General features: G+C 68.0%; 25 protein-coding genes. 13 read left to right on the top strand and 12 right to left on the bottom strand.

Annotated features, from left to right (window positions below; genetic code table 11):
• The first annotated feature begins 155 nt into the window (after window positions 1–155).
• Window positions 156–1,457 (top strand): chromate efflux transporter, encoded by a 1,302-nt coding sequence (chrA, locus tag TSH20_RS13450; protein WP_109075220.1) that lies wholly within the window; start codon window positions 156–158, stop codon window positions 1,455–1,457.
• A gap of 19 nt (window positions 1,458–1,476) precedes the next feature.
• Here the strand turns inward: chrA and TSH20_RS13445 are convergent, their stop codons facing one another.
• Window positions 1,477–2,043 carry an Lrp/AsnC family transcriptional regulator gene (locus TSH20_RS13445; protein WP_012972884.1) on the bottom strand — a complete coding sequence of 189 codons (567 nt, stop codon included), beginning with the start codon at window positions 2,041–2,043 and terminating at the stop codon, window positions 1,477–1,479.
• A gap of 153 nt (window positions 2,044–2,196) precedes the next feature.
• Here TSH20_RS13445 and TSH20_RS13440 point away from each other — a divergent pair, with 153 nt between their 5' ends.
• The 3 genes from TSH20_RS13440 to TSH20_RS13430 all read left to right on the top strand — a co-directional run bounded on the left by TSH20_RS13440 (window position 2,197) and on the right by TSH20_RS13430 (window position 4,703).
• Window positions 2,197–3,171, top strand: a complete 975-nt coding sequence (locus TSH20_RS13440; RefSeq protein WP_109075219.1) for a mitochondrial fission ELM1 family protein — start codon at window positions 2,197–2,199, stop codon at window positions 3,169–3,171.
• A gap of 161 nt (window positions 3,172–3,332) precedes the next feature.
• Window positions 3,333–3,989 (top strand): 2OG-Fe(II) oxygenase, encoded by a 657-nt coding sequence (locus TSH20_RS13435; protein ID WP_109075218.1) that lies wholly within the window; start codon window positions 3,333–3,335, stop codon window positions 3,987–3,989.
• Between the two features lie 78 nt (window positions 3,990–4,067).
• Window positions 4,068–4,703, top strand: a complete 636-nt coding sequence (locus TSH20_RS13430; protein WP_109075217.1) for a 2OG-Fe(II) oxygenase — start codon at window positions 4,068–4,070, stop codon at window positions 4,701–4,703.
• Window positions 4,704–4,857: 154 nt separating this feature from the next.
• Here TSH20_RS13430 and TSH20_RS13425 read toward each other — a convergent pair whose 3' ends face one another.
• Together TSH20_RS13425 and TSH20_RS13420 are read right to left on the bottom strand one after the other, a co-directional pair.
• Window positions 4,858–5,439: a protein-tyrosine-phosphatase gene (locus TSH20_RS13425; protein ID WP_247871555.1), complete on the bottom strand. Its 582-nt coding sequence runs from the start codon at window positions 5,437–5,439 to the stop codon at window positions 4,858–4,860.
• A 278-nt stretch (window positions 5,440–5,717) separates the two neighbouring features.
• The gene (locus tag TSH20_RS13420; RefSeq protein ID WP_247871554.1) at window positions 5,718–6,356 is read right to left on the bottom strand and encodes a tRNA-uridine aminocarboxypropyltransferase; all 639 of its coding nucleotides are present in this window, start codon (window positions 6,354–6,356) and stop codon (window positions 5,718–5,720) included.
• Between the two features lie 422 nt (window positions 6,357–6,778).
• Here TSH20_RS13420 and TSH20_RS13415 point away from each other — a divergent pair, with 422 nt between their 5' ends.
• The gene (locus TSH20_RS13415; RefSeq protein ID WP_109075215.1) at window positions 6,779–6,961 is read left to right on the top strand and encodes a hypothetical protein; all 183 of its coding nucleotides are present in this window, start codon (window positions 6,779–6,781) and stop codon (window positions 6,959–6,961) included.
• An 8-nt stretch (window positions 6,962–6,969) separates the two neighbouring features.
• On the opposite strand, the gene TSH20_RS13410 is transcribed toward TSH20_RS13415, so the two are convergent.
• Both TSH20_RS13410 and TSH20_RS13405 read right to left on the bottom strand, forming a co-directional pair.
• Complete coding sequence (locus tag TSH20_RS13410) at window positions 6,970–7,899, bottom strand: hypothetical protein (protein WP_247871553.1); 930 nt, start codon at window positions 7,897–7,899, stop codon at window positions 6,970–6,972.
• A gap of 125 nt (window positions 7,900–8,024) precedes the next feature.
• Window positions 8,025–8,465, bottom strand: a complete 441-nt coding sequence (locus TSH20_RS13405; protein ID WP_247874471.1) for an SH3 domain-containing protein — start codon at window positions 8,463–8,465, stop codon at window positions 8,025–8,027.
• Window positions 8,466–8,748: 283 nt separating this feature from the next.
• Here TSH20_RS13405 and TSH20_RS13400 point away from each other — a divergent pair, with 283 nt between their 5' ends.
• Entirely contained in the window at window positions 8,749–9,564 is an 816-nt protein-coding gene (locus tag TSH20_RS13400) for an EF-hand domain-containing protein (RefSeq protein ID WP_158281991.1), read from the top strand.
• A gap of 97 nt (window positions 9,565–9,661) precedes the next feature.
• On the opposite strand, the gene hemN is transcribed toward TSH20_RS13400, so the two are convergent.
• The 3 genes from hemN to nhaA form a co-directional block, all read right to left on the bottom strand.
• Window positions 9,662–11,074, bottom strand: a complete 1,413-nt coding sequence (hemN, locus tag TSH20_RS13395; protein ID WP_109075212.1) for an oxygen-independent coproporphyrinogen III oxidase — start codon at window positions 11,072–11,074, stop codon at window positions 9,662–9,664.
• Window positions 11,075–11,142: 68 nt separating this feature from the next.
• On the bottom strand, window positions 11,143–11,580 hold the full coding sequence (locus TSH20_RS13390) for a DUF4112 domain-containing protein (RefSeq protein ID WP_109075211.1): 438 nt from the start codon (window positions 11,578–11,580) through the stop codon (window positions 11,143–11,145).
• A gap of 162 nt (window positions 11,581–11,742) precedes the next feature.
• A complete protein-coding gene (gene nhaA, locus TSH20_RS13385; RefSeq protein WP_109075210.1) occupies window positions 11,743–12,945 on the bottom strand; it encodes a Na+/H+ antiporter NhaA in 1,203 nt (400 codons plus the stop codon).
• A 359-nt stretch (window positions 12,946–13,304) separates the two neighbouring features.
• Between nhaA and TSH20_RS13380 the strand changes: the two genes are divergently transcribed.
• Both TSH20_RS13380 and TSH20_RS13375 read left to right on the top strand, forming a co-directional pair.
• Complete coding sequence (locus TSH20_RS13380) at window positions 13,305–13,541, top strand: hypothetical protein (RefSeq protein WP_109075209.1); 237 nt, start codon at window positions 13,305–13,307, stop codon at window positions 13,539–13,541.
• A gap of 188 nt (window positions 13,542–13,729) precedes the next feature.
• Window positions 13,730–14,449, top strand: a complete 720-nt coding sequence (locus TSH20_RS13375; RefSeq protein ID WP_109075208.1) for a TerC family protein — start codon at window positions 13,730–13,732, stop codon at window positions 14,447–14,449.
• 55 nt (window positions 14,450–14,504) lie between these two features.
• Here TSH20_RS13375 and TSH20_RS13370 read toward each other — a convergent pair whose 3' ends face one another.
• Window positions 14,505–14,915: a CBS domain-containing protein gene (locus TSH20_RS13370; RefSeq protein ID WP_247870761.1), complete on the bottom strand. Its 411-nt coding sequence runs from the start codon at window positions 14,913–14,915 to the stop codon at window positions 14,505–14,507.
• Window positions 14,916–15,033: 118 nt separating this feature from the next.
• Window positions 15,034–16,263: a YbfB/YjiJ family MFS transporter gene (locus tag TSH20_RS13365; protein ID WP_109075206.1), complete on the bottom strand. Its 1,230-nt coding sequence runs from the start codon at window positions 16,261–16,263 to the stop codon at window positions 15,034–15,036.
• 193 nt (window positions 16,264–16,456) lie between these two features.
• On the opposite strand from TSH20_RS13365, the gene TSH20_RS13360 reads away from it, so the two are divergent.
• The 5 genes from TSH20_RS13360 to TSH20_RS13340 all read left to right on the top strand — a co-directional run bounded on the left by TSH20_RS13360 (window position 16,457) and on the right by TSH20_RS13340 (window position 21,040).
• The gene (locus tag TSH20_RS13360; RefSeq protein WP_109075205.1) at window positions 16,457–17,401 is read left to right on the top strand and encodes a LysR family transcriptional regulator; all 945 of its coding nucleotides are present in this window, start codon (window positions 16,457–16,459) and stop codon (window positions 17,399–17,401) included.
• 85 nt (window positions 17,402–17,486) lie between these two features.
• On the top strand, window positions 17,487–17,819 hold the full coding sequence (gene fdxA / locus TSH20_RS13355; RefSeq protein ID WP_085090756.1) for a ferredoxin FdxA: 333 nt from the start codon (window positions 17,487–17,489) through the stop codon (window positions 17,817–17,819).
• Between the two features lie 352 nt (window positions 17,820–18,171).
• Window positions 18,172–18,672 carry a CarD family transcriptional regulator gene (locus TSH20_RS13350; RefSeq protein WP_014248912.1) on the top strand — a complete coding sequence of 167 codons (501 nt, stop codon included), beginning with the start codon at window positions 18,172–18,174 and terminating at the stop codon, window positions 18,670–18,672.
• A gap of 189 nt (window positions 18,673–18,861) precedes the next feature.
• On the top strand, window positions 18,862–19,860 hold the full coding sequence (locus TSH20_RS13345) for a hypothetical protein (protein ID WP_109075204.1): 999 nt from the start codon (window positions 18,862–18,864) through the stop codon (window positions 19,858–19,860).
• A gap of 283 nt (window positions 19,861–20,143) precedes the next feature.
• On the top strand, window positions 20,144–21,040 hold the full coding sequence (locus TSH20_RS13340) for an RNA polymerase factor sigma-32 (protein ID WP_109075203.1): 897 nt from the start codon (window positions 20,144–20,146) through the stop codon (window positions 21,038–21,040).
• Between the two features lie 143 nt (window positions 21,041–21,183).
• Here TSH20_RS13340 and purH read toward each other — a convergent pair whose 3' ends face one another.
• Entirely contained in the window at window positions 21,184–22,788 is a 1,605-nt protein-coding gene (gene purH / locus TSH20_RS13335; protein WP_109075202.1) for a bifunctional phosphoribosylaminoimidazolecarboxamide formyltransferase/IMP cyclohydrolase, read from the bottom strand.
• A gap of 274 nt (window positions 22,789–23,062) precedes the next feature.
• Window positions 23,063–24,730 carry a heparinase II/III family protein gene (locus TSH20_RS13330; protein WP_109075201.1) on the bottom strand — a complete coding sequence of 556 codons (1,668 nt, stop codon included), beginning with the start codon at window positions 24,728–24,730 and terminating at the stop codon, window positions 23,063–23,065.
• Between the last annotated feature and the right edge of the window lie 22 nt (window positions 24,731–24,752).

Raw genomic sequence — 24,752 nt, 5'->3', positions numbered from 1 at the left:
CGGCGCTCGCGGTTGCAATATTAATCCTCCGCGATGCGGAAGACCATGGGCGGCCCGCAATTGTCTCCACCACCAGGATCGGTGTCGATGACTCTCCTGCGGGGGCTCTCCTGCGGCGGCTGTCTTGCGGCGACGTTTGCGCTAGGGTGCGGGACATGACCGAATCCGAATCCCGCTCCCCCACCCCGCCCTTCGGCGCCTTCTGCCTCTATTGGCTGCGGCTTGGGCTGACCAGCTTCGGCGGGCCGGCCGGGCAGATCGCGATGATGCAGGGCGAACTGGTCGACCGCCGCCGCTGGATCGACCAGACACGGTTCCTGCACGCGCTGAACTTCTGCATGCTGCTGCCGGGACCGGAGGCGCAGCAGCTCGCCACCTACATCGGCTGGCGGATGTATGGCGTGCGCGGCGGGTTGGTGGCGGGCGGGCTGTTCGTGCTGCCGGGAGCGCTGGTCCTGCTCGCCCTGTCCTGGATCGCCGCCGCCCATGGCGACGCCGGACCGGTCGCTGCGCTGTTCGACGGCATCAAACCGGCGGTGGTGGCGATCATCGCCGCCGCGGTCTGGCGGATGGGCCGCCGCACGCTGAAGGGGCCGGCGGCCGTCGCCATGGCCGGTGCCGCCTTCCTGGCGCTGTTCGCGCTGCACCTGCCCTTCCCGCTGGTCATCGGCGCGGCGGCGGTGGTCGGCGGCGTGGCGGCACGCATGGGCCGCCATTGGTTCGCACACCCGCATCCGCTGGCCGACGGCGATGCCGGCCCGGTGGAGCCGGCGCCGGGACGCGGCCGGCTGGCGGCCCTTGCGGGCCTGTTCGTGCTGCTGTGGCTGGTTCCGGTCGGGGCAATCCTGCTGGCCTTCGGGAGCGATCCCTGGCGCGGCGTCGCGGCGCTGTTCACCAAGGCCGCCCTCGTCACCTTCGGCGGCGCCTATGCCGTGCTGCCCTACATCGCCGGGCAGGCGGTGGATGTCTATGGCTGGCTGAGCCCGCGCGAGATGGTCGACGGCTTGGCATTGGCCGAGACGACTCCGGGGCCGCTGATCCTGGTGACGCAATATGTCGGCTTCTTCGCCGGCTGGAACCGGCCGGGCGCGCTGTCGCCGGCGCTGGCGGGAGCGCTGGGGGCGGCGCTGACGACCTACGTCACCTTCCTGCCCTGCTTCCTGTTCATCTTCGCCGGCGCACCCTATGTGGAGCGGCTGATCCACAACCGTCTGGCCACGGGGGCGCTGGCCGCCATCGCCGCGGCGGTGGTGGGGGTGATCCTGAACCTGGGAGTCTATCTGGGGGTGGCTGTGCTGCTGCTGGATGGCCAGACGGCCGGGCACATGATCTGGACCTGGGCGATCATGCTGGCCGCGCTCTATGCGCTGACCCGCCGCGACATGGCGATCCACTGGGTGGTGCTGGGGGGAGCGGCGGCGGGCCTGCTCCAGGCGCTCGCCGCATCTTCCCTATAAAACGAGCCCCTGACCCCGCTCAGCGCCGGGTGGCGCGGGCGGGCGTCTCGGCCTCGTCCTCGACGAAATCCTCGTCCTCGTCGTCCTCGGTCCCTTCCGGGATGTCGGGCGAATCGACGTCGATGGGAACGCCGGGGGTGTGCTTGCTGGTGCGGATCGACAGGGCCGACTTCACATGGGCGACGTTGGGGGCCGCCGTCAGCTTGGTCGTCAGGAAGCGCTGGTAGTCGTCCCAGTCCTCCGCCACGATCTTCAGGACGAAATCATATTCGCCGGCCAGCATGTTGCACTCACGAACAAGCGGCCAGCTGTTGACGAGCTCCTCGAATTTCTTTAGGTCCGCTTCGGCCTGGCTGCTGAGGCCGACCTGGGCGAACACCGTGACGCCGAATCCCAGTGCATCGGGGTTGACGTCGGCGTGGTAGCCACGGATGAATCCCGCCTCCTCCAGCGCGCGGACGCGGCGCAGGCAGGGCGGAGCGGAGATGCCGGCACGTCGGGCAAGCTCCACATTGGTCATCCGGCCGTCGTTCTGCAGATCGCGCAGAATCCGACGGTCAATTCGGTCGAGTTTGACCCGCCGCATGGTTTTACTCGGTCGCTCCGGGGGTGATTTGGAGAAAGGATATTACACGGGCATGGTGTCTACGCCAAGACGGAAACCCCCGCAAGGGCGAGCAACCCGGATAACGGTCTTTTCGCCGCAATCCCCTTCGCAGCCACAACGATCCGAGTTCTCATGCAACCTTTGACCTGCTGGGTGGTGTCGGACGGCAAGGCCGGCATGGAAAACCAGTGCATCGGCCTGGCGGAGTCGCTTGGCCTGACGCCGGTCGTCAAGCGCGTCCACCTGCGCACGCCCTGGCGCCAGCTGACCCCCTACTGGCGCATCGGCAACCGCTTCGCCGCCGGTCCGAAGGGCGATCCGGTGGAACCGCCCTGGCCCGACCTGCTGATCGGCACCGGGAGGCAGTCCATCGCCGTCTCGCTGGCGGTGCGCCGCCAGTCGGGCGGCCGGACCTTCACCGTCCAGATCCAGGATCCGGTGATGAACCCGCGCCAGTTCGACCTCGTCGTCGTGCCGCGTCACGACAAGCTGCGCGGCGACAATGTGCTGGTGACCCGCGGCGCCCTGCACCGGGTGACGCCCGCCATCCTGGCCGACGCGGCAGAGCGATTCGCACCAAAGCTGGCCCATCTGCCGCACCCGCGCATCGCCGTGCTGATCGGCGGCGACAACGGCGTCTACCGCCTGACGCCCACCATCATGGGCGACGTGGCCGAGAGGCTGGCCAACCTGACGCGCACCCACGGCGCCGGGCTGATGGTCACCCCGTCGCGCCGCACCGGCGCCGACAACGAGGCGATCCTGCGCGCCCGCCTGTCCGGCCTGCCGGCGGAGGTGTGGGACGGCAACGGCGAGAACCCTTACTTCGCCTATCTCGGTTTGGCGGATGCGGTGGTGGTGACCTGCGACAGCGTGTCGATGACGTCGGAGGCCTGCTCCACCGGCAAGCCGGTCTACGTGATCGAGCTGGAGGGCGGATCGCCCAAGTTCCGCGCCTTCCATGACGGGCTGTACCAGGACGGCATCACCCGGCCCTTCGACGGCTCGCTGGACCAGTGGAGCTATCCGCCGCTGAACGAGACGGAGGTGGTGGCCGACGAGGTGCGCCGCCGCCTGTCCGCCCACCGCAAGCGGTTCGGTCTGTAACGACAAGCCGGCGGGGTGCGGCGCGACCAATGCGCGCACCCCGCTGGTAAGACCGGTTTGGGTGCGGAGTTCCGCCGTGGGTCATGCCATAAGCGCTGGCGAACCGGCCGTCTCCGAAAAGCACGGTCCGGGGCCGTCCTTCCATCCGGAACTTCGCCGCCATGACCACCCCCGACGCCGTTTCCGCCTCCTTCCTGCGTTGCCTGGAAAACAGCCGGCCGTTCGACCAGCCGTACAATCACTGGCTGCTGGCCGAGGCGTTGCCGGAGGAGTCCGCCGACGCCATCGCCGACCTGCCCTGGGGTCCGCCCCCGGTGTCCGACACCTATGGCAAGCGCGAGACCAACAACGCGTCGCGCACCTATTTCGGTGAGGAAAACCGCGCCAAATATGCCGTGTGCGAGACGGTGGCCCAGGCCTTCCAGAGCCGCCCGGTGGTGGACGCCATCCAGAAGACCTGCAACGTCGACCTGACCGGCACCAGCCTGCGCATCGAATATTGCCAGGATACCGACGGCTTCTGGCTGGAGCCGCACACCGACATCGGCGTCAAGAAATACACGATGCTGATCTATCTCTCGAAGGGGCCGAACTGCTCGCATTGGGGCACCGACGTGCTGGACGAGAGCCGGACGGTCGTCGCCCGCGCGCCCTACGCCTTCAACGAGGGGCTGATCTTCATCCCCGGAAGCAATACTTGGCATGGGTTCGAGAAACGTCCGATCGACGGTGTGCGTAAATCGATTATCGTCAACTATGTCGGCCCCGAATGGCGGGCACGGCAAGAATTGTGCTTCCCTGACAAACCTGTTGCATAAAACTTCCGTCGTGGTTAAGTGACGCCGGTTTTGGGGGGCAAAGCCATCGTCGGCACGCTCTTTGGGAGTTCCGTACCCATGTCCATGCTTGATCTGGACAAATTCCGCGCCACCCCCCTGCAGCACGATCCCTATGATTTCCTGTGCGTTCCGGGTTTCGTGAAGCGGGAGTTTCTTGAAGAGCTGCACCGCGACTATCCCAAGGTCGACAAGCCCGGTTCGATCCCGCTGGGCGTCTTCCCGCAGGGGCCGAGCTTCGACCGGCTGATCGGCGAACTGAAGGGGCCGGAGGTCTGCAAGGCCTTCTCCGACAAGTTCGATCTGGATCTGTCGAAGTATCCGACCATGTTCACGGCGCGCGGCATGTGCCGGCCGACCGACGGCAAGATCCATCCGGATTCGGCCAGCAAGGTCATCACCGTGCTGATCTACATGAATCCGCCCTGGGAGGCGACCGGCGGCCGCCTGCGCATCCTGCGCTCCCAGAACCTGGAGGATTACGCCGCCGAGGTCCCGCCGGAGGAAGGCACCCTGATGTGCTTCCGCCGCAGCGACACCTCCTGGCACGGCCACTATCCCTTCGAAGGCCAGCGCCGCGCGATCCAGATGAACTGGGTCAAGGGCAGCGTCTATATCTGGCACGAACAGTGGCGCCACCGCATCGGCGCCTGGGCGAAGGGCGTCTTCGGCGGCCAGCAGTCGGCAGGCTATTGAGGACGGTGAGTTTTTAGGGCCGATTATCCGCCGTCATCCCCGCGGAGGCAGGGATCCGGGAAACCCCGCAATCAAGCGGCTGAAGCGACTGGATTTCCGCCTTCGCGGGAATGACGGCCGAAAGACGTGAAACTCCGAAGGACCGCATCCCTTCTCAGTCGATCAGATCCTCGACCTCGCGGATGCGGCCATTGTCGATCATGAACTGGACCAGTTCCGGGCGCTGCTTGCCCAGCGTGCGGTGACGCTGGCGGACAGCGGCGATCAGGTCGCCGTTGCGGCCGAGGATGTCATCGGCGAACTCGATCATGCGCAGGTTGGGCCAGGTCTGGGCGCGGATGCCCACCACCGTCCCCACCGCGTCGGCCGCCGGAAGGTCGGGGCGCGCCTGGGCCAGGATCATGGTCAGCGCCGCGGTGGACCGCGACACGCCGGCATGGCAGTGGACCAGCAGATGGCGGCAATCCACCGGCTCGGCCAGCAGGTCGCGGCCGAAGGCCAGGATGCGCTCCACATCCGACCGTTCCGGCGCGATCTGGCCGCGGGTCGGTTCGATGACATCGTGGAAGCGCAGTTCCAGCCGCTCATGCTCGCCGTAATCGCCGAACTCGCTTGGCTCCGTCATCTCGGGGTCGAGGATGGACAGCACGTGGCTGACCTTGCCGCCGCCGAAATTGCAAAGCTCGCTGAGACCGCAGACCGTCAGGCCGAAAGGCACGAAATCGCTGGCCATCATTCTCTCGTTCGATTGCGGAGGGAAGGAAACGGAGGGCTGGGGAGCCGTATTTGGCACCCGGCGCCGCAGCGCCGTCAACCCGGCGGTCAGGTCAAAGAATGTTGAACAGGTAGAGCAGAAGGATGACGGGGATCGGAATGCCGACCAGCCACAGCAGAATACCGCGCACGAAGCCTCTCCTTCCGTCGTTGCAACGGGCGATCCGGCCGGCCGGCGCCGGCCCTCTCACCCGTTACAACGGCGCGGCCGCCGGTTGGTTGCAGCGGCGGATAAGACCCTCAGGCCTCGTCGCCCCCATCGCCGTCGGAAACGGCCGGGCCGGCGTCCTCTCCGGCCGCTGGCGGCGTCGGACGCGGACGGCGGGTGCGCAGCTTCTTCAGCAGCAGCGAGAAGGGCTTCAGCGCGGTGTCCATGATGGTCTGGTCACCCTCCAGCCGCGACAGCAGGAAGGCGCCGGCCTCCAGGGTGGAGACGCTGTCGCGCCGCGGCTCCTTGCGCGCCTGCCCATAGAGCGAGCGGAACTGCGGGTTCAGCACGATGCGGCGGCATTTCAGCAGCCAGGCATTGCGCCACCACAGGGTCTTGGCCTGGCTCCAGGTGCCGTCCAGGACGATGACGCCCTCCAGATCCTCCAGGATGTCGGCGCTGTCGCGGAGCGGCTGGCCGTCCTTGTCGACCACCGCCACCTCCGGCCGGGGAGCGCCGCCGTCCTTCACCGGGCCGAGATACAGCACGCCCCAGCGCTTGGGATCGACCTCCCGCCCCAGGATGCGCTTCAGCCCCGGCCAGCTCAGCCCGACCTTCACCATTGAGTTGGCGAACTGCAGATGGGCGATCTGGGCGGTGCCCAGATTTTCCCGCTTCTCCTGCGGGTGCTGCAGGATCAGCAGGAACACGCCGTTGTCGATCGGCTGCACTGCCTCGCAAACGCACAGATGATTAGGTTTTAGGCAGGTCGGGCAAGAATCGGGTACGGGGGCGCTGTGCATGGGAGGTACGCATTCCTTGAAGAGGATTGGCCCCGAATATGGGTTGGAACGGCACGGAAGGGAACACATCTCACACGGGACGGCGGCGATGCCCGATCGAAGGGCGATGGCCGCCACGGCGTGTACGACAGTGTCCCTCGTGTCATACCGGTTCATGTGGGTTCGAGTGGCTTCGTATAAACCGTTTGTAGAGACTTAGTCGTGTGTCATGGAACTCGTGTGACGCGCTTAACAGCTGGCCTGGAACTTGCGTAGTTATTATCCAGGCAAACAGGAACGACGGGTGGGCCAGGACCGGCCTTAGTCAGGCTGATCCGCGGTGCCATCCGGCGCTCAGAAGGAGACCTGCCATGCTGCCCGCCCACCTTGCCGACCGCCTGCTGAAGCAGCGCCGCGATGCTGACAACGCGGAATTCGCCCGCCAGCTGCCGCTCTACGCCCCACTGGACGCGGATGACCCGCGCTGGATGACCGAGCCGGACGGGTCGGAGCAGCCCGCCCGCCGCGAGCCTGACTGGGCCACCAACTACTGACTCGGCACTCAGCGCGCGATAGCCGGTTTGCGGTGATCCGACAAGCGACCCTGTCGGTTGTCGGACATCGAGTCCAGGGCCATCGAATGCGAGGCTATCGAGTGCCGGGCCGGCCATAGCCTCGAGTCGCTTCGCGCGGCCTGCCCAAGGCCGCTTCCATCCTCTTTCCCCACGTCGCGCCAGCCCTCCCCGTCCCAGGAGAGGGTCCAGTGCCCTGGGCGCCCGCCCCGGCACCGTTCCAGCGCGACGGACCAGCGTGGTTTTCCCAGCCCCGGCGGACCTCCGGCCGGGCGCGGGGCCGCATCCTCCTCCCCATCCAGGCTGGGTGCCGCATCCAGGCGCCAGCGGGTCACCGCGGCGCTGAGCCCTTCCGCCCGCCGGTTGCGTCCACCCGACGCACCCAAACCCGCGCTCACGTCCAGCAGGAAGCCGGTCACCCCCGACGACTCGGCGGCGAGCTGCAGCCGCCGGCTGGCGGTGAGGTCCAGCCCCTCCAGTTCGCCCAGCACCGCCGACAGGGCGGAGCAGCGCAGCGCCTCCTCCATCGCCCACAGCGCATCGACCGGCCGCACCGCCCGCACCGCCACCAGCCTGTCCGGCGTCAGCCCATAGGTAGCCAGCCCCGGGGCATACAGGTCGCGCCCGCGCAGGATCCACAGCACCGGCGTTCTCGGCGTTGCCAGCCGGGCCAGCAGCGCCGCGGCGAAACCGGTGCCCGCCCCCGGATCCTGCGCCGCCACCGCATGCAGGCAGCCCAGCGGCAGCCCGCCGTCGGGCAGATGGCTGTCGACCGGGTCGATCCCGAACGGCAAAATTCTCCCTCCCTCCCCGCCCGCCCCCTCGATCCGCCGGATGCGCGCGCGCAGGTCGGCCAGCACGCCGGCACGATCGCGCGGCACAGGCTCCGCGGACGGGGAAGGGGACGACAGGACAGGCATGACTCGGCTCCGCTCGACAGGCATATGTTCCTGATATGTTCTATCATGGAGCCATGTCGAGGGGGAGTCTGCGACTCCTGTCTTGTCCTGTGACCGATTGCCCGAAGGTCCGCCGACCTCTCAGGTCAATTGCCGATGGGCGTGACGCCGATCTTGCTGCGCGGGGCGGCCTTGATGGTCGGGCCGGCATTGTCGACCGGCTTCTCCAGGGTGGTGGAGGTGCCGCGGCTGCCGCGCGGCGTGTTGCTCTTCAGGCTGAGCAGATGCAGCCGGACATAGGCGGTGGACCCGCCGGCCTTCACCGCCACCCAATCGCTGTTGCGCACCCGGCCCAGCGTGGTCACCGCCTGCCCTGCCCCCAGCGTGGCGACGACGCCCGCACCGGCGGACGGCTGGGCGCGCAACGGGGTCGGCTTGTCCACCTGCCATTCCCCATAGATCGGTTCCAGCCCCGCCCCGGTATCGGGCGCGGTGCGCACGGTCGGCGGATTCGGAATCCGCTGGTACGGCATGCAGCCGGGAACCATCAGCGTGGCCAGGGCCACCATCAGCGGAAGGAAACGCACACGCCGGATCATCGCTCACCTTGATATGGATCGGTGATTTGCAGGAAGGGCGAAAGGGGCTGGCAAACAGGAGCAATGGACCTTCGGCGCGACCATACAGGAGGTGCCCCCCTCTTCGCCACCGCAGCACACCCAACCTCGCTATGCGCTTTTTGGGGCACGTCGCCCGCCCCCCGAAGAATTAATGCAAATCCAATCTTTTTTGCGTCGCCCCAGCGCAGGAGTCCGGCCGCGCCCCGCGTATCTTGACCATCACGACGGCACCTTACGGGGGCATCCGGCCATGATCTCCTCCCTCGGCAGTTCCAGCAGCGCGGCGACGCTCCAGAAATTCTTCTCCAAGGCGGATGCCAACAGCGATTCGTCGCTGTCCAAGGACGAGCTTCTCGGTGCGCTCGGCGGCACTTCCGCCGCGTCCGACAGCAACAAGCTGTCCTCGGCGGTCGACAGTCTGGTCGGCAGCCTGGACAGCGACAAGAACGGCTCGCTCAGCGCGACGGAGTTCAGCTCCTTCTCCAGCCAGTTCGACTATGGCAACGGCAGCGCCCTGCTGGCGGCGCAGGAGCAGGCAAGCGCGATGCAGCAGCAATTCGCGCAGAACCTCTATTCCAGCCTGGACAGCGACAGCAGCGGCGGCATCAGCACCGACGAGCTGACCTCCGCCCTTACCTCCGCCGGCCAGTCGTCCACCGACGCCTCGTCGCTGTTCAGCAGCCTCGACAGCGACGAGGACGGATCGATTTCCGAGGACGAGCTGAGCAGCGCGCTGAAGGAGGCCGACGCCAACCGCCCGCCGCCGCCTCCCCCGCCGCCCGCCAACGACAGCGGCACGGCCAGCGCTTCGGAGAGCACGTCCGACAGCAGCAGCGGCGCGCCGGCAACGTTCTCTGCCTCGTCTTCGGGAAGCACCGCGTCGGCGGGCGGCACGACCAGCTACGACCCGCTGGACACCAACAAGGACGGCTATGTGTCGGAACAGGAACGGATGGCCGCCTATGGCGGCGTCACGCAGCAGCAGGCGGGCGGCGTGACGTCCAACCGCCTCAGCGGCGACATGCTGCGGACATTGATGCAGGGCATCAACGAGGTTGCCGCGTAGCCTTGTGGGTTCGGATGCGCGGCACGGGAAAAGGCGGTCGGCGGGTGGCGCCGGCCGCCTTTTCTTTTTGAAGAACGGCCCTCAGACTGCCCGGCCCTCAAACCGCCCGGCTGTGCCGCCCGGCGCCCTTGGACAGGTGGGTGTCGAAACGGGCGGCGACGATGCGCATCAGGGGGCGGGCGCTCTCCGGCACATGGACGCGCCGGCCCTCCACCACCGCGACGCCGTCGGCGACCAGATCGGCCATGCCCTCCAGCTCCGCGTCGAAGGCCGACTCAGGCAAGCCGTGAGCTTGGGCGATGGCGGCGGTGTCGACCGACAGGTCGCACATCAGCCGCATGATCAGGTCGCGCCGCACCTTGTCGTCCGTGGTCAGCGCGATGCCCTTGCCGGTGGGCAGGCGGCCTTCCTCGATGGCGGTGGCGTAATGGTCGAAGGGCACGGCGTTCTGCACATAGCCCTGCGGCAGCGCGCCGATGGAGGAGGAACCGAAGCCCAGCAGCACCTCGGCGTCGTCGGTGGTGTAGCCCTGGAAGTTGCGGCCCAGCCGCCCTTCCTCCTGCTGCACCGCCAGTTCGTCGCCGGGACGGGCGAAATGGTCGAGACCGATGGCGCTGTAGCCGGCGGCGGCCAGCGTGTCGCCGATGGCGGCGAACTGCTCCCACCGGCCAATCGAACCGGCCAGCGCCGCCTCGTCGATCTTCTTCTGGTGGGTCTTCATCCACGGCACATGGGCGTAACCGAAGACCGACAGCCGATCCGGCGCCATCTCCAACGCGATCTCGGCGGAGCGGGTGACGCTCTCCACCGACTGGTGCGGCAGGCCGTACATCAGGTCGAGGTTGACGCTGGTGATCCCGGCCTCCTTCAGCCAGGCCAGCGCCTGTTCGGTGACGGCGCGCGGCTGGACGCGGTTGATCGCCTGCTGCACCGTCTCGTCGAAATCCTGCACGCCCAGCGAGGCGCGGTTGACGCCGGCGCGGCCCAGCGCCGCGGACATTTCCGCCGTCAGGGTGCGCGGGTCGATCTCCACCGCCAGTTCGGCATCGGCGGCGACGTCGAAGCGGGTGCGCAGCAGCGCGATGATCGCCTCGAAGTCGTCCGGCGCCATCATGGTCGGGGTGCCGCCGCCGAAATGGATGTGGCGCACCGCCAGCCGGCCGGGAACGCGCTCCGCCACCATGGCGATCTCGCGCCGCAGATGGCCGAGATACTCGGCGATCGGCTCGTAGCGCGCGACGATCTTGGTGTGGCAGCCGCAGTACCAGCACATCTTCTGGCAGAAGGGAATGTGCAGGTAGAGCGAACCCGAGCGGGCGGGATCGATCGCCTCCAGCCAACCGCCATAGACGTCGCCGTTCACCTTGGGGGTGAAGTGCGGCGCGGTCGGGTAGCTGGTGTAACGCGGCACCCGCAGCCCGTCATACTTGGCGAGCAGCGCGGGATCGACACCGTGGGAACGGGACGGGGCGGGGGCCGGCTTTACGGCCAGGGCGGTGATGGCGTTCATGAGCGACAGAGTGCCGCAGTCCCCCCACCCCTGCCTTGATCCACGTCAAGATCGCAGGGACCGCCATTTCAGCGCTTCGCCGCGGCGGCGGCCAGACGCTGTTCCAGATGCTCGTGCAGCAGGTTCAGGTTCATCCGGTTGGCCTTGAAGGCGATGTCGAAGACGGTGCCCAGCACCGGGACGGACCCGCCGGCCCAGTCGAGCAGGACGTTGAAGACCATGCGGGCCACCAGCGTCTTGGGCAGGTCGAAGCGGGCGGCCTCCATGATGATGTAGGCGGAAACCAGCGCGGTCGCCGTGTCGCCCGCCACCGGCACCAGACTGGCGATGCCGTCCAGCCCGACCGGGATGCGGGTGAAGGGGATGCGCCAGCGGCTGTCCATCAGGCGGGACAGGCGGCGCAGCCGCTCCAGCCGCTGGAAGTCGATGGGGATCGAGCTGCCGGACCCGCCCGGTGGGGGATCTTCGGCAACGGTGCGCCGGCGTGTGCGGATGGCGTCGATCATCGCATGTCCCCCCGATCTGTCGGTCCCGCGCCTGCCGCGCGACTCCCCACCAAGGAAGAACCGGCCAGCACGCCCGCGGGTTCCGCCTTCCCGGAACAAAGTTCGCGCACCAAACAGATACCATGGGCGACTATCTTTGGCGATAACCTTCGCCGATCGGCATCAGGTCGCCCGCGCCGCCGCCCGTGTCCGCCTTGTGCCGGCGACATGGAGCAGCCCGTAGCCGACCAGCGCCGAGGCGAGCGAGCCGGCCAGCACGCCCAGCCGCACCGCCACCGCATGCTCCGGGTCGGCGAAGGCCAGCGTCCCGATGAACAGGCTCATGGTGAAACCAATGCCGGTCAGAACGGCGACGCCGTAGACCTGACCCCAGCTGGCCCGCGCCGGCCGCTCGACCACGCCGATATGCACGGCGATCCAAACGGCCAGGAACACGCCCACCTGCTTGCCCACGAACAGGCCCAGCGCGATGCCCAGCGGCACCGGCTCCAGCAGGCTGGCGGGGGTGATGCCGTCCAGCGGCACACCGGCGTTGGCCAGCGCGAAGACCGGCATGATGAGGAAGGCGACCCAGGGATGCAGCGCATGCTCCAGGCAATAGAGCGGCGCATCCTCCGCCCGCTTGCCGTCGGGACCCTTGACCCGCAGCGGAATGGCGAAGGCCAGCACCACGCCGGCCAGCGTGGCGTGGATGCCCGATTTCAGCACGCACACCCACAGCACCAGCCCCAGCAGCAGATAGGGCGTCAGCGAACGCACCCCGGCCCGGTTCAGCAGCCACAGCCCGACGGCCGATGCCGCCGCCAGCCCCAGCGCCATCGGCACCAGCCCGTGGCTGTAGAAGACGGCGATGATCACGATGGCGCCCAGATCGTCCATGATCGCCAGCGCCAGCAGGAAGACGCGCAGGCTGCCCGGCACGCGGTTGCCCAGCAGGGCCAGCACGCCGAGAGCGAAGGCGATGTCGGTGGCCGCCGGGATCGCCCAGCCCTGCAGGGCGCCCGGTTCGGCCTGGGCGAACAGGCAATAGACCAGCGCCGGCACCGCCATGCCGCCCAGCGCGGCGATGCCCGGCAGCATCGCCTTGGCCGGGCTGGACAATTCGCCCTCCAGCACCTCGCGCTTGATCTCCAGCCCGACCAGCAGGAAGAAGATCGCCATCAGCCCGTCGTTGATCCACAGGATCAGCGGCTTGTCCAAACCGACGCCCCCTGCCGTCACCGCCAGTTTCGTCGCCAGGATCGTGTCGTACAGCGGGGCCGCCGGCGAGTTCGCCCACAACAGGGCGAGCACCGCCGCAATCATCAGGACCACGCCGCTGGCGCTTTCGGTTTTCAGGAAGGTGGCGAGGCGTCCAAGCGTCATCGCGTCTCGTCTTTCCGGTCTGTTGGTCGAAAGGAACAAATGGCACCGTCAGGCTTCCGTTGGAAGACGCGGATGTCGAAAAATGCGTACGCCAACGATCGGCAGAGCATCGCGGCGAATTGACGCGCATGTGCATCTAAGCTGCTGCTGCTGCTCCGAATTTTGACGCCGAATACTTGAGGCCAGTCGGGCTTATGTCTTTTGATCGCTGGCGATGTCTGAGGGCAGCCGACACAATTCACCCAACAGCATCAGCAGAGCCGAAGGCCGATCGCTCCCAAGGCAATCAAAAATTGGGGCGATCACCGCAAGGCTCGGGGCAGGCCGGCAAACGGCCGCCCGTTCCGGAGGAAACGACCATGACCACGCTTTACTGCGCCTGCTGCGGCAGGCCCTTCGTCCGCACGTCCGCCCGCGGTCCGGCGCCCTTCTATTGCTCCCAGGATTGCCGGCTTCAGATGGCGGTCCGCCGGCGCGCCTGGAGCGGCAGGACGGCCACCCGACAGACCGTCGAGCGGCACGAGGTGGAGCCGGCCCCCTTCGGCCGCCTCCCCGCCGCGGCAGGCGGACAGCGGGCCGCCGCCTCCTGGAGGTGAAACGCACCGCCCCCGGATCAACGGCAAGACGGCGTCAGGACGGGGGAAGAATGGCGGAAAAATGGAACTGGCCCCTCTTGCAGCGGACCGCGGCCGACCTCATGTGGTCGCGGTCACGCTGGTGCCCTGCGGTGCCGGCGTGCAGCCTGTCGACTGCACCCATTTGACCGCCGGAGCCCCGCCCCTTCATGCTCGACCTTCTCGCCGACCCGAATGTCTGGGCCAGCCTTCTGACGTTGACCGCGTTGGAGATCGTGCTGGGCATCGACAACATCATCTTCATCTCGATCATGGCGTCGAAGCTGCCGCCCGAACGGCAGCACAGCGCGCGCCGCGTCGGTCTCGCGCTGGCGCTGCTGACTCGCTTGGCCCTGCTGGCCTCCATCGCCTGGGTGGCGCAGTTGACCCAGCCGCTGTTCACCGTCGCCGGCTGGGAGGTGTCGGGCCGCGACCTGATCCTGATCCTGGGCGGCCTGTTCCTGCTGGCCAAGGGCACGCTGGAGATCCACCACACCGTCGAAGGCCATGAGGAGAGCGGGTCGGCGCCCAAGCACGCCACCTTCACCTCGGTGGTCGTCCAGATCATGTTCCTGGACATCGTCTTCTCGCTCGACAGCGTCATCACCGCCGTCGGCATGTCCGACCATCTGCCGGTGATGATCGCCGCCGTCGTCATCGCCATGGCGGTGATGCTGTTCGCCTCCGGCCCGGTCGGCGACTTCGTTAACCGTCACACCACGGTGAAGATGCTGGCGCTGTCCTTCCTGCTGCTGGTCGGCGTGGCGCTGGTGGCGGACGGCCTGGGCTTCCACATTCCCAAGGGCTACCTGTACTTCGCCATCGCCTTCTCCGCCCTGGTGGAGGCGCTGAACCTGTTGGCCCGGCGCAAGCAGAGCCCGGGGCACTGACGGCAAAGAGGGGACGGCAAAGAGGGGCGCCCTTCCCGGCGCCCCCTTCTCTCCCTCACGCCTCGGCGCGGTCGGCCATCATGTGCTCGTAAGCGACCTTGAACAGGTCGCGGATCGACACGATGCCGACCGCGCGCTTGCCCTGGGTGATGGGCAGGTGGCGGTAATGCTTGTCGTGCATCAGCTTCAGCGCGTCGACCGCGTCGGCATCGGGCGGCAGGCTGTCGGGGTTGCGGGTCATCACCGTCCCCACCTCCACCGCCGACGGGTCGAGATCCTTGGACAGCACCTTGTTGTTCAGGTCGCGCTCGGTGACGATGCCGATCAGGGCGCCGTGATCGACCACCAGAACCGCGCCGATGTTCTTTTCGGCCATCATCTTCGACACGGTGGCGACGGAGGTATCCTCCGGCACCAGGATCAGCTCCTGCGACTTCACGACGTCCGGAACCAGCTTGCGTTTCATGACTTCCCCGAGGATCTGGTTGTTGTGGACCAGACTGTAGCCAAAGCGGACGATCGGGGAGAACAACGGCATAGCAGCAGAAGCGGCGCCGATTGTCGCAGGCAGACCTTACGAATACTTACGAAGCTTTTGGAACCGAAGCATTGGGCGTCGCCATTGCCGATCCCGCCGATGCCTGCCGCCCGGCGATCACCATGCCCAGCACCAGCAGCAGCGTGCCCAGCACCACCGCGGCGGCGGCCCCCAGCAGCGCGGCGTTGAAGCTGCCGGTGCGCGTCACCACCAGCCCGGCCGGAAGCGGCCCGATGATCTGCCCCAGCCCATAGGCGGCGGTCAGCGCCCCGACCACCCGTGCCGACGCTCCACCCGACAGTTGCCGCCCCAGCGCGAAGGCCTGCGACACGATCCCGACGAAGGTGCCGCCGAACAGCAGGGCCGAGACCACCGACGCGGTGGGCGATCCGGTCATCGGCAGCAGGATGGCCACCGTCTGCGTCAGATGCGCCAGGATCAGCGACCACCAGCTGTTGGTGCGCCGGGCGACTGCGGCCCAGAAGACCCCGGCGCCCATCGCCCCGATGCCGACGACCATCCAGGCGGCCTCGCCCACCGCGGCGGTGCCGGGATCGGTCTTCAGGATCGACACCAGGAAGGTGGCCGACACGATGTAGCCGCCGCCCTCCAGGAAATAGGCGACCGTCAGCAGCAGCAGCGGCGCCGACAGCCCGCCCGCCCGCGCCGGGGCGGCCCCCTCCGCCTTGGCGACCGCCGCGTGGCTTTGCGGCGCCGGATCGCGCACCCAAAGGCCGGGCATCAGCCCCAGCACGGCACAGATCGCCCCCAAGGCCAGCCAGTCGCCGTCCCAGCCCAGCCGTCCGCCGAACAGCGCGACGAACAGGCCGGAGGCGGCGATGCCCACCCCGATCCCGGTGTAGAGCCAGCCGGCCAGCCGCTCCCCGCCACCGCGGGTCAGCGTGTCCAGAACCATGGCGATGCCCAGGATGAAGATGCCGGCGCTCGACACCCCTGACAGGAAGCGCAGGACCAGCCAGACCGGCATCGCCTGCCCGGCGTCCCCGAGATCGAGCCCCATCGCCGCGGTGGTGGCGACGCTGATCAGCAGCGACAGCCGGAACACGGCGGTCCGCGTGGCGCCGTGCGGCACCAGACCGGCCCCCAGCGCCCCGACGAAATAGCCCAGATAGTTCAGCGAGGCGAGCAGCCCCGCCCCGTCGGCCCTCAGCCCGGTGGCCTCCTGCATCGCCGGCAGGATCGGGGTGAAGGCGAAGCGCGCGACACCCATTGCGATGGCAAGCCCGATCAGGCCGCCAACCAGCACCCGAACCATGTTCCACGCCCTCTCGGTGTTCGGCCGGCTCGTTGAAACAAGAACTGTTTGGAAAAACGAACCGTTCGGCCGGCCGATTGATTTGCGGTTCATCATGGCCGCGGCACTGCCCTCATTTCCAATGAATTGTTCTGATGATAAGCTCCACTTTCAGTGATGGGTGCCATGCATTGGCGGTTGGGGAGATGGTGCGATGGATCTGGCCGGTTTGCGGGTGGTGAAGGCGGTGGCCGACACCGGCAGCGTCAGCCGGGCGGCGGAGGCGCTGAACTGCGTGCAGTCCAACGTCACCGCGCGGATCAAGCGGCTGGAGGAGGATTTGGGCGTTGACCTGTTCCTGCGCCTCAGCCGCGGGATGGAGCCGACGCCGGCCGGCCGGGTGCTCAGCGGCTATGCCGACCGGGTGCTGCGGCTGGTCGCCCAGGCCCGCGACGCGGTGGCGGAGGCGGCCGGGCGCGGCGGCCGGCTGGCGGTGGGCAGCATGGAATCGACCGCCGCGGTGCGGTTGCCGCCGATCCTCGCCCGTTTCCACCGCGACCACCCCGACGTGGAGCTGACCATCACCCCCGGCCCGACCGAGACCCTGCTGGGCGACGTGCTGGCCGGACGGCTGGACGGCGCCTTCGTCGGCGGCGAGGTGGCGCATCCCGACCTGACCGCCCGGCGCATCTTCGACGAGGAGCTGGTGCTGGCCGAACCTGCCGCCGGGCTGACCACCGACTCCGCGCGCCGCACCCTGCTCGCCTTCGGCCGGGCCTGCGCCTATCGCGGCCGGGCGGAGATGGCGATGCGCGAGGCCGGGCGCGTGCCCTTCCGCGTCATGGAGTTCGGGGCGCTGGACGCCATCCTGGGCTGCGTCGGCGCCGGCATGGGGGTGACCGTCATCCCGCGCTCCGTCGTGGAGCGCGATCCCTGGCGCGAGTTGCTGGTCGCCCGGCCGCTGCCGCAAGCGCTGGGCCGCATGCCGACGCAGTTCGTGCGCCGCACCGACGCCATCGAGACCGCCAGCCTGCGCGCCTTCCTGGACGCCTTCTCCGGGGACATCGCTTCCGTTGCCCATTCGAAAAAGGCCGCCACGGGTGCGACAGGGTCGCCCACATCACGCGCAGGGTTGAACGGTTCGTCTGCGGCATGCTAGGCAGGCGCGGGTTGGCCATCCGGCCCGTTGCCATGCGCGTGCCCATTCCTGCCGGCACCGCCGGCCGGAACAGCGGAGAAGAATCATGCCCTACGTCGTCACCGACGGCTGCATCAAGTGCAAGTACACCGACTGCGTCGAAGTCTGCCCCGTGGATTGCTTCTACGAGGGTGAGAACATGCTGGTCATCCACCCGGACGAGTGCATCGACTGCGGCGTGTGCGAGCCGGAATGCCCGGCCGAAGCGATCGTCCCCGATACCGACGACCGCGCGACCAAGTGGCTGGAGATGAACCGCGACTATTCCGGCCAGTGGCCGAACATCACCCGCAAGAAAGACGCGCCGCCCGACGCCGACGAGTTCAAGGGCGTCGACGGCAAGTTCGAGAAATACTTCTCCCCGAAGGCGGGCGGCTGAGGCCGGACCAGCGGATGCGGCCCGGCCATTCCGAGTCGGGCTGCATCAACCGATTGATCCCGCCGATGTTGCTATGCAAAATCGACGGGGCGGCCATGGCCGGGCGATGAACGATTTCCGCCCGGTAGATTGCGCGTTCCCTTTGTAACTCGGGCGTAACATCGCTATAATGCGCGACCGGAGCCGGCCTCCGCGCCATTGCCGGTTTTCCCTATGTTCCAGGACCTGTGGCTTTTGTGATCGTCGTGGATGGGTCCCATCCCCACGGCGCCATAACTGTCCGGGGTCCTTTTTCGTCCCTTCCACCGGGGCGGCAAAATGGCGTGATCGCGAGAAGTGAGAGCCAATCCAAATGTCGAACAAGCTTGACTTCGAAGCCGGTGACTTCGTCGTTTATCCGGCTCATGGCGTCGGTCGGGTCGAAGGGATCGAGACCCACAGCATCGCCGGACTCGAGGTTCAACTCTACGCGATCACGTTCGAGAAAGAGCGCATGACGCTCAAGGTTCCGGTCACCAAGGCCCGCAACGCCGGCCTGCGCCGCCTGTCCTCCAAGGACCGCATCAAGGTCGCGCTGGAGACGCTGCAGGGCCGGTCGCGCGTCCGCCGCACCATGTGGAGCCGCCGCGCCCAGGAATATGAGGCCAAGATCAACTCCGGCGATCCGGTGTCCATCGCCGAGGTGGTGCGCGACCTGTACCGCGGCGCCGACCAGTCCGACCAGTCCTACAGCGAGCGCCAGATCTATCAGGCCGCCCTGGAGCGTCTGGCCCGCGAACTGGCCGCCGTCGAGAAGATCGACGAGACCAAGGCGACGGAGCGTCTGGAGTCGGTGCTGTCCAAGGCAGCCTGATTCCAGGGCCTGGGTTTCAGGCTCCTCATATACGTCCGTGACACGAACGGGCGCGCGGCTGCTACGTCACGCCGCGCGCCCGTCTCGTTTTTCGCCTTTGTTTCCGTGGCATGACACGCCTAAACTCCCGCCGCTTTCCGGCAGACGCCGCCGGAACGACTTCGCGACCGACGTCGAAGGGAATCCAGTTTGGGTCTGCCGCCGCGCCTTGCTCTTCCCAACCGTCAGGCCAGCCGCCATGCCGCGAGCATCGTCGGCGCCATCGAGGATGGCAGCCGTTTCGCCTCGCTCGGCCGGCCGCGCCGCGTCTGGGCCATCGGCGCCATCCATGCGCAACCCGACCGGCTGGATTTGATCCATCACGCCATCGGCCAGCGATTCCGCCCCGGCGACCGGCTGGTCTATCTCGGCAACATGATCGGCTTCGGCGACCAGGTGGTGGAGACCATCGACCGGCTGCTGGCCTTCCGCATCGCCCTGCTGGCGATGCCGGGCATGATCGCGTCGGACATCGTCTATCTGCGCGGCCAGCAGGAGGAGATGTGGCAGAAGTTGCTGCAACTCCATTTCGCCCCCGATCCCCGCACCGTGCTGGACTGGATGCTGCGCCAGGGCGTGGCGCCGACGCTGGCGGCCTATGGCGGCAACCTGGATGCCGGGATGGCGGGGGCGCGCGGCGGTGCGGTGATGCTGGGCCGCTGGACGCGCGAGCTGCGGCAGGCGGTGGCCGCGAGGCCGGGGCATGAACAGCTGTTCAATGCCCTGCGCCGCTCCGCCTACACCGGCGGGCCTGCAAATGACATCGCCAAGAAAGAGGGGGCCACGAAAGAGGGGGCCGCGAATGACGGGGCACCCGATGGGACCTCGGACGGCGCCGACTGGACCGGCAACAGCCGGGGCGGCGGAAGCCTGCTGCTGGTCAATTCCGGCATCGATCCCCGGCGCCCGCTGACCGGCCAGGGCGACGCCTTCTGGTGGGGCAGCGCCGGCTTCGCCCGGCTGGAGCAGCCCTATGGCGGCTTCAATCGTCTGGTGCGCGGCTACGATCCCGGCTGGACGCCGGAAAGCCCCGGCGTGGATGTCGGACCGGTGACGGTGACGCTGGACGGCGGCTGCGGCCGTGGTGGTCACCTCGTTTGCGCCTGTTTCGATTCTTTCGGCGAGATGCTGGACCTTTTCCAAGCGTGATCCATCCTTAGGTCCAGCCTGACCCTTCAGCCCGTCCGCCCCCTTCCTCCGTACAGGTCCGGCTATCCTTCCGGCAGCCGCCTCATGGGCCGCCGGCAAAAAACCTCCGTCCCTTGTGATCCGCTCCCCCTACACCTGCGTATGATTCCGCAACAGGGCGCGCTCATGCTTGTTGTCTAACCCGACGGCATCGGCCGGGGGCAGGCGGCAAAGCGGCGAAGACCCGATAGTACGGGGATATGCGAAGGAACACGATGCCGCCCAGACGGGAAGGAAGGGACGGATGGCATACATCGACGATCCGGAGACTCAGCGTGCTAACCTGAGCTTCATCAAGGCATCCATGCGCGAACCGTTGCTGTCGCGCGACCATGAATTCGACCTTGCCCGAAAATGGCGCGAGGGCCATGACGAACGGGCGCTGCATCAGCTGGTCCGGGCCTATACCCGTCTGGTGGTGGCCACCGCGTCGCGCTTCCGCAATTACGGCCTGCCGATGGGCGATCTCGTCCAGGAAGGCAACGTCGGCCTGATGCAGGCGGCCAGCCGCTTCGAACCCGACCGCGAGGTGCGTTTCTCCACCTACGCCGCCTGGTGGATCCGTTCGGCCATGCAGGACTACATCCTGCGCAACTGGTCGATCGTGCGGACCGGCACCACCGCCGCGCAGAAATCCCTGTTCTTCAACCTGCGTCGCCTGCGCGCCAAGATCGACAGCGCCACCCAGAACGGCAACGGCGCACGCCTGACCAAGGAAGGCCGCGAGTGGATCGCCGGCGAACTGCAGGTCGAGGTGTCGGAGGTCGAGGCGATGGAGATGCGCCTGTCCGGCTCCGACCAGTCGCTGAACACGCCGGTGGCCGACGGCTCCGATGACGACTGGCAGGATTTCCTGGCCGACCAGCGCCCCTCGCCCGAGGACGTGGTGATCGGCATGCGCGACGCCAACACCCGTTCGCAATGGCTGGCGGAAGCGTTGGGCGAACTCAGCCCGCGCGAACGCACCATCATCCGCGAACGCCGCCTGCGCGAAGAAGGCGCCACGCTGGAGGAACTCGGTCGCGAACTGGGCGTCAGCAAGGAGCGCGTGCGCCAGTTGGAGCATCGGGCCCTGCTGAAACTGCGGCAGTCGATGCTGAAGCGGGTCGAGGATTCCGACGACCTGCTGGCGGAGGCGTGAAGACCAAGCCTCGCTTGCCCCCACCCCGACCCTCCCCCGCTTCGCAGGGGAGGGAGTAAAGTGCAAGGGCTGCGGCAGTCCCCTCCCTCGCGAAGCGGGGGAGGGTTAGGGTGGGGGTCTAACGTCCCCACCCCGTCACACCATCAATGCCGGAAGTGCCGCATTCCGGTCAGCACCATCGCCAGACCCTTCTCGTCCGCGGCGGCGATCACGTCGGCGTCGCGGATCGAGCCGCCGGGCTGGATCACCGCGGTCACACCCGCTTCCGCGGCGGCCAGCAGGCCGTCGGCAAACGGGAAGAAGGCATCCGACGCAACCACCGAACCCCTGGTCAGCGGCTCCGACAGGCCGGCGGCCTTGGCGGCTTCGGCCGACTTGATGGCGGCGATGCGGGCCGAATCGACGCGGCTCATCTGACCGGCGCCGACGCCCACGGTGGCGCCGTTCTTGGCATAGACGATGGCGTTCGACTTGACGTGCTTGGCGACGCGGAAGGCGAACAGCAGGTCGGCCAGTTCCTGTTCGGTCGGCGCGCGCTTGGTGACGACCTTCAGCTCGGCCGGGTTGACGCGGCCGCTGTCGCGGTTCTGCAGCAGGAAGCCGCCCGACAGCTGCTTGATCATCATGCCGGGCTCGGCCGGGTTCGGCACGTCCTTGGTCAGCAGGACGCGCAGGTTCTTCTTGGTCGCCAGCAGCGTGCGGGCGGCCTCGTCGGCGTCCGGAGCGATCACCACCTCGGCGAACAGCTTGGAGATCTCCTCGGCCGTCTCCGCGTCCAGGCTGCGGTTGACGGCGATGATGCCGCCGAAGGCGCTGACCGGATCGCACAGCAGGGCCGACTTGTAGGCCTCCAGGAGGTTGGTGCCCTGGGCAACGCCGCAGGGGTTGGCGTGCTTGATGATGGCGACGGCAGGCTGCTCGAACTCCGCCACCAGTTCGAAGGCGGCGTCGGTGTCGTTCAGGTTGTTGTAGGACAGCTCCTTGCCCTGGAGCTGCACGGCGGTGGCGACGCCCGGACGCTTCTCGCCGGTGACGTAGAAGGCCGCCTGCTGGTGCGGGTTCTCGCCATAGCGCAGGGTCTGGGCCAGCGATCCCGACAGGGTGGTGCGCGGTGGGAAGGTCTCGCCCAGCTGGCCGGCCAGCCAGGTGGAGATGGCGGCGTCATAAGCGGCGGTTCGGGCATAGGCGCGCTGGGCGAGCCGGCGGCGCAGGGCCAGCGTGACGCAGCCGTCATGGGTCGCCAGCTCGTCCAGCACCGCCTCGTAATCGGACGGCTCGGTGACGATGGCGACGAAATCGTGGTTCTTGGCGGCGGCGCGGATCATCGCCGGCCCGCCGATGTCGATGTTCTCGACGCAATCGTCATAGGCCGCGCCCTTGGCGACCGTCGCCTCGAACGGGTAGAGGTTGACGACCACCAGATCGATGCCGGGGATGTCGTGCTGGGCCATCGCGTCGGCATGGATGTCGCGACGGGCCAGGATGCCGCCATGGACGCGCGGGTGCAGCGTCTTGACGCGGCCGTCCATGATCTCCGGGAAGCCGGTGTGGTCGGAGACCTCCTTGACCGGGACGCCGGCCTCTGCCAGACGCTGGGCCGAACCGCCGGTCGACAGGATCTCGACGCCACGGGCGGCGAGCGCCTTGCCCAGCTCCACCAGACCGGCCTTGTCGGACACGGAAATCAGGGCGCGGGTGATGCGGACCTTGTCGGGGGCGGGGGCGTGGTTGGCTTTGGGCGGGCTCATGGCGTCATCCTGATCGCTGCGGGTGGTGCGTTGGGCCGCAGGCAACCGGGGAGACCCGGACAAGCACGGAAGAAGAAAAGCACGGACGGCCACGGAAATGCCGCTCGGCTGTGCTTATCCGCGTCCGCCCGCCCGCACATTGCCGGTCCGGACGGACATGGATAAGCACGGCGAGACGAGTCCCGTGGTCGCCCGTGCCCCAAATCCCGTGTTCATCCGTGTTTCCACGCCCCTTCCGAAAGGAATAGGCCCGGCCACCGCGGATGGGCGCGATTTACGCCGCCTTGCGCTCGCGGCGCAAGGCCCATTTCACCGTCAGCCCTTCGGGGCCGCATTGTCCCTGCATCATGATCTGCCGGCTGCGGCGCGGCTCGTCCCCGCTGCCGAGATAGACGCTCTCCGCCACCTCCAGCACGGCGCCGGTCACCCGCATGCGCCAGGTATTGCCGCTGGGCAGGCGCAGAAGCACCTGATCGTTGCGCCCATCGCCCTGCCCTTGGACCGGCACCACCTCGACATTGGGATGCAGGTGGAAGCGGATGGCGTAGGGCTGCGGCTGCGGCGTGGCGCCGATCACCGGCTCCAGCGTGTCCTCGCCGCGCAGGTCCTCGCCATTGTCGGCCAGATAGACGCGGCGGCGGTGCAGCAGGCCGAATCCCTTGCTGTAGCCATTGTGGCTGGCGACCACCAGCATGGCGCCGTCGGATTCCTGCCGCTCGCAACTGACATTCGTCGGCCGGCGGCCGAGCCCGCCCTTCTCCAGCACTTCCGACGAGTTGGTGTCGGCCACCACCATGGTCGAATGGGCGGACGTCCCGGCCAGCGCCGCGCGCCAGGGGCCGCGCTGGGACGGGTGGCTGCCGCAATTGACGATCAGCCGCTCCTTGTTGACGGAAACCTCCATCGACAGGGTGCCGGCATGGGCGGTGCGGTCCAGTCCGGCCGGCGGCGGCGCGCCGGTGTCGAGCAGCACCAGCGTGCGCCCGGCGAGCAGACGCTCGAACCCGGTGTGCGGCGCGCTTTTCAGCGGACGGCCGCGGGCGTCGGCCTGGGCCAGCACGGTGTCGATCAGCGCCGGCTCCTCCTCCCGCCCGCCGTTGAACAGGGCGAGCCCGCCATCGACATGGCGGAAGAAGCGCAAGGCCGGCGTCATGCGGTCGATGGCGTGCTGGAGGCTTTCCGGCACTTCTTCCCGCGCGACGCGCAGCACGGCGCGCATGTCGATAAGGTCACGCAGAACCCGCATCTGGATCGACGGGTTGCGCTCCACATGACCGCCGTCGGGCAGGATCTGGCGCGGCAGTTCCTTGTCGAGCAGGCGCAGCGCCTCGCGCGCCGCCTTGTCCTGATCGGGCAGGCAATAGCCGCCATAGAGCAGGCCCTTGATCGCGCCGATCAGCCGTTCGCCGTCAAGCTTGGCCGGCGCCACCCGCAGCAGGTGGCGCAACTGGCGGGCCATGCTCTCGAACATCCGCGCACGGAACTCGTCGTCGGCGGACGCGCAGTAGAAGTCGTGCAGACCGATCCAACTGGCCAGCCGCACGCCCAGCACGTCGGGCGCCCAGCTCTGCGCGTGCCAGCCGCCATTCTGGTCCAGCCACGACCACACCAGCACCCGCGCCCGGCGCCGCGCGGTGTCGCCGCCGACCGCCCGCAGGTCGCGCAGCCACTCAAACCCATGGGCGGCGCGCAGCCAGCCGGCGCTGGCGCCCTGGGGCCGCCAATTGGGCGCACCGTTGGGATCGACCATGATCGGCTGCCCGGCGAAGTTCATCCGCCCGGCCAGCATGGCGTTGCCGTTGTCGATGTCGCCGGGCCAGGGATCGGGCGGGATCACCGCCAGCGCCCCCGGCGCCTTGCCGCCCAGCATCAGGGCGTAGAGGGGATTCCCATAGGCAAGGCGCGCCATGCCGCTGCGAAACCGTCCGTTCCCGTCGCCCATCTGCGCCGACTCCTTCAGGACC

The organism is Azospirillum sp. TSH20 (genome assembly GCF_003115935.1).
Taxonomy (GTDB): Bacteria; Pseudomonadota; Alphaproteobacteria; order Azospirillales; family Azospirillaceae; genus Azospirillum.
This window is presented reverse-complemented; position numbering and strand designations above follow the sequence as displayed.

Bases quoted from the DNA above. Each gene is read 5' to 3' on its own strand.
- TSH20_RS13410 (WP_247871553.1), bottom strand. From the start codon at position 7,899: ATGCCTGTCCTGTCGTCCCCTTCCCCGTCCGCGGAGCCTGTGCCGCGC.
- TSH20_RS13375 (WP_109075208.1), top strand. From the start codon at position 13,730: ATGCTCGACCTTCTCGCCGACCCGAATGTCTGGGCCAGCCTTCTGACG.
- TSH20_RS13415 (WP_109075215.1), top strand. From the start codon at position 6,779: ATGCTGCCCGCCCACCTTGCCGACCGCCTGCTGAAGCAGCGCCGCGAT.
- TSH20_RS13380 (WP_109075209.1), top strand. From the start codon at position 13,305: ATGACCACGCTTTACTGCGCCTGCTGCGGCAGGCCCTTCGTCCGCACG.
- TSH20_RS13360 (WP_109075205.1), top strand. From the start codon at position 16,457: ATGGATCTGGCCGGTTTGCGGGTGGTGAAGGCGGTGGCCGACACCGGC.
- fdxA (WP_085090756.1), top strand. From the start codon at position 17,487: ATGCCCTACGTCGTCACCGACGGCTGCATCAAGTGCAAGTACACCGAC.
- TSH20_RS13330 (WP_109075201.1), bottom strand. From the start codon at position 24,730: ATGGGCGACGGGAACGGACGGTTTCGCAGCGGCATGGCGCGCCTTGCC.
- purH (WP_109075202.1), bottom strand. From the start codon at position 22,788: ATGAGCCCGCCCAAAGCCAACCACGCCCCCGCCCCCGACAAGGTCCGC.
- nhaA (WP_109075210.1), bottom strand. From the start codon at position 12,945: ATGACGCTTGGACGCCTCGCCACCTTCCTGAAAACCGAAAGCGCCAGC.
- TSH20_RS13390 (WP_109075211.1), bottom strand. From the start codon at position 11,580: ATGATCGACGCCATCCGCACACGCCGGCGCACCGTTGCCGAAGATCCC.
- TSH20_RS13350 (WP_014248912.1), top strand. From the start codon at position 18,172: ATGTCGAACAAGCTTGACTTCGAAGCCGGTGACTTCGTCGTTTATCCG.
- TSH20_RS13440 (WP_109075219.1), top strand. From the start codon at position 2,197: ATGCAACCTTTGACCTGCTGGGTGGTGTCGGACGGCAAGGCCGGCATG.
- hemN (WP_109075212.1), bottom strand. From the start codon at position 11,074: ATGAACGCCATCACCGCCCTGGCCGTAAAGCCGGCCCCCGCCCCGTCC.
- TSH20_RS13435 (WP_109075218.1), top strand. From the start codon at position 3,333: ATGACCACCCCCGACGCCGTTTCCGCCTCCTTCCTGCGTTGCCTGGAA.
- TSH20_RS13365 (WP_109075206.1), bottom strand. From the start codon at position 16,263: ATGGTTCGGGTGCTGGTTGGCGGCCTGATCGGGCTTGCCATCGCAATG.
- TSH20_RS13425 (WP_247871555.1), bottom strand. From the start codon at position 5,439: ATGATGGCCAGCGATTTCGTGCCTTTCGGCCTGACGGTCTGCGGTCTC.
- TSH20_RS13445 (WP_012972884.1), bottom strand. From the start codon at position 2,043: ATGCGGCGGGTCAAACTCGACCGAATTGACCGTCGGATTCTGCGCGAT.
- TSH20_RS13400 (WP_158281991.1), top strand. From the start codon at position 8,749: ATGATCTCCTCCCTCGGCAGTTCCAGCAGCGCGGCGACGCTCCAGAAA.
- TSH20_RS13430 (WP_109075217.1), top strand. From the start codon at position 4,068: ATGTCCATGCTTGATCTGGACAAATTCCGCGCCACCCCCCTGCAGCAC.
- chrA (WP_109075220.1), top strand. From the start codon at position 156: ATGACCGAATCCGAATCCCGCTCCCCCACCCCGCCCTTCGGCGCCTTC.
- TSH20_RS13340 (WP_109075203.1), top strand. From the start codon at position 20,144: ATGGCATACATCGACGATCCGGAGACTCAGCGTGCTAACCTGAGCTTC.
- TSH20_RS13370 (WP_247870761.1), bottom strand. From the start codon at position 14,915: ATGAAACGCAAGCTGGTTCCGGACGTCGTGAAGTCGCAGGAGCTGATC.